Annotated in this window: 4 protein-coding genes; 2 read left to right on the top strand and 2 right to left on the bottom strand. The window is 56.0% G+C overall.

What is annotated here, in order from left to right; all coding sequences use genetic code 11:
- Positions 1–378: 378 nt before the first annotated feature.
- Positions 379–687, top strand: a complete 309-nt coding sequence (locus tag EN935_RS30490) for a protamine-2 (modular protein) (protein WP_109666726.1) — start codon at positions 379–381, stop codon at positions 685–687.
- Between the two features lie 587 nt (positions 688–1,274).
- Entirely contained in the window at positions 1,275–1,607 is a 333-nt protein-coding gene (locus EN935_RS30485; protein ID WP_109666031.1) for an SMR family transporter, read from the top strand.
- 613 nt (positions 1,608–2,220) lie between these two features.
- Here EN935_RS30485 and EN935_RS30480 read toward each other — a convergent pair.
- Together EN935_RS30480 and EN935_RS41540 are read right to left on the bottom strand one after the other, a co-directional pair.
- A complete protein-coding gene (locus tag EN935_RS30480) occupies positions 2,221–2,424 on the bottom strand; it encodes a hypothetical protein (protein ID WP_126067474.1) in 204 nt (67 codons plus the stop codon).
- 15 nt (positions 2,425–2,439) lie between these two features.
- Positions 2,440–2,620, bottom strand: a 181-nt coding sequence (locus EN935_RS41540; RefSeq protein WP_206534604.1) for a hypothetical protein, incomplete at its 5' end; no start/stop codon positions are given.

Below are 2,620 nucleotides of genomic sequence, written 5' to 3'. Positions count from 1 at the left end.
GAAACTGCCGAAAGCCGGCCGTCGACCGTGTTTGTCATCAGCCACGACGTGCCCTGACACGAGATAGCGGAATAGCGGACCTGTTGAGGCCTGCGGCTTCGGTCAAACGGGGCAGCCTGAAACACACACGATGGCCGTAGCCGTCGTGAGCTTTTCGCGCTTCACCAGCGTCGGTCGTTCATAAGTCTTCTTCATGAGATGTCCCCCAATGCCCCGGAGAAGTGGCGCATTTGGGCACACGGATTGTCAAGTCGACGCTAAAGAAGGCCTGCCACAGCCGGCACGCAGTTCAATCGGCACAATTCTCTTCGGCATCTGGGCGCGTCAATCTGCCGCTCTATGTCTTCCTTGTCGCAATGATCAAGGATGGAGATTGGCATGGATCGGCGATTGCTTCTAACTGGAATGCTTGGACTGGCCGGGGCTGCGACCGTGATCGCTATTGCGCGTCCTGCCATCGCGTTGGCCGGCATTCCGAATAAGGGACCCGGCATTCTCGATGAACTCGACAAACCGTCCGACGCCATCCTCGACCAGGATGGTCCTGATGTCCAAGACGGCATCGAGCCCGTGCGCTGGTATCGCAGGAGGCGCCGCCGCGGCTGGAGACGGGTTTGCCGTCGCTATTGGCGTCACGGTTACTGGCGCCGTAGATGTTTCCGCAGATCCTTCTGGATCCGCTTCTGACGAAAGCCGGCAGACGCGAAGCTCTCGGCATCCGCCGGGGCTCTCGTTGTCGATATTGGCTAGACTTCCAGCCAAGGAAAAAGGCCCGCCACCATCGGGCAGCGGGCAGATTCTGGAGTGCCAGGGGATCAACCCAGCAATTGGTCAACGAGCGGGCCACGGGTTGGTTGCAAGCGGCACGCAGGCCGACTGAGCGTTTTTAACCAAGTCGCAGGGCTGGAGGCGGTTCGGCGCGCCTTAATATTCGATCAAATAAAGTAGCGGAGCGCCCAATGGACATTTTCAAAACTGTCAGGTCTTTTCATGTAAAACTCAGACCTGACCCTTACTTTCCGAGTATAGATGGAAAGAAGCGGCCCGGCAGCCTTTCCTTTGGGTGGACTTGCTACCGGGCCTGACCGGAGCGGGGTGTAGTGGGGGAGCTCCGGCTGCCTCCCGAAATACCACTTTCTCTTTATATGCGCTCTAGCTAATTTAATGGGAACTACGCGCGACCCGGTAACCGGCTGCACCCATCACGGGAAAGTGAACGTGACGTCGCTGTGGAGTTCTGATCATTGGATGCCTCCCATTGAAGGAGGTCCCCCATGCCTGCTTATGCCATTCTTGCTTTGGCTATTATCGGTGAGGTTGTCGCAACGAGCGCTATGAAAGCCTCAGAGGGCTTCACCAGGCCTGGCCCGTCGATATTGGTGCTGCTCGGTTACGCAGCGGCATTTTTCTTTCTGTCCCAGGTCCTGGATCGGATACCGGTTGGCGTCGCCTATGCAGTATGGGCGGGCGGCGGCATTGTTCTGGTCGCGTTGGTCGCCTGGATTGTCTATGGGCAAAGACCCGACCTGGCAGGCTTCGTCGGCATGGGCCTGATCCTGGCCGGCGTATTGGTTCTAAACCTACTGTCCAAAGCGAGCGCCCATTAATTGGGCCGGGTTTGTCAGGTGCGCGCATTACCGGGCGCGCCGCTAAGCCCGCTGTATGGTGAGCGCTGGTTTTGTTCGGAGGCGGAAGCTCGCGTCGCAGGCTGGCGCAAGGCAAGGCGATAGGCCATTACGTTACGGCAACCAATATATGATGACTGACTAAAGTGCGGAACGTCCAACAAACATTTGTGGAACCTTTACAGGCCTCTCAGACCTTTGCGTGCGGAAGACAAGACTTTAGTCCTGCTGTCTTATATTTTGGAGCGGACGTTACGGCGCTACACAAGGCTGGCCTCCACGGGGTCAAGGCCGTTTATATCTACGCCTGGATAGGGACTTCAGTCTTAATTGAGTAATCTCTAATGTATCTATAGCATTGGGCAATGCGGGGGACGATCCCAATCGCCAAAAGCCTAATCCCGCGATGGCCGGTGCCCACTCAACTCCTAGTATACCCCAGCACCGGCCATCCTTTTGGGCATATTTGAGATTGGTTGACATAACGGAACGTCCAGTGGACATTCGCGCAAACGTCAGACCTTGGTTGGTGAGGCGCAAGGCTTTGGTCCCTGCTGTCTTATAATTAAGAACGGAAGTTGATCGGCGCGACACATCAAGTCGATTTGCGCTGACGATCCCTTTGTTTTTCGAGGAACAGCTTGGCGTGTTCCGCCCAATCAGCCGCCGTGACTTTGTGCTCCTGAACGGACTTTCCGAAAGCCTTGCGCAGAGCGTCAAGGTCAAAGGCCCACATTTGTTCGCCTTCGGTGCTGTTCGATTTTGCGTCGCCCGTCCCCATGGAAACGATGGTATGCACCGCAAGTTCAATCTTTCAAGGATCAATGCCTGACTTCTTTTGGGTATATCCGGGTATGTCAAATATATAATCGCCACATAAAAACAGGTTCAAACCGTGAACAAAATCTGGCATGGTGCCTGCCATGCCGATCATCTCCCCCATCCCGATCAACCCTCTCATCGACGGTCGCCAGTCCGAACGCGCCATGCTGGTC

Source organism: Mesorhizobium sp. M7D.F.Ca.US.004.03.1.1 (genome assembly GCF_003998635.1).
Lineage (GTDB): Bacteria > Pseudomonadota > Alphaproteobacteria > Rhizobiales > Rhizobiaceae > Mesorhizobium > Mesorhizobium loti.
The sequence above is the reverse complement of the archived record's forward strand: the minus strand, read 5'-3'. Positions and strand labels throughout refer to the sequence as shown.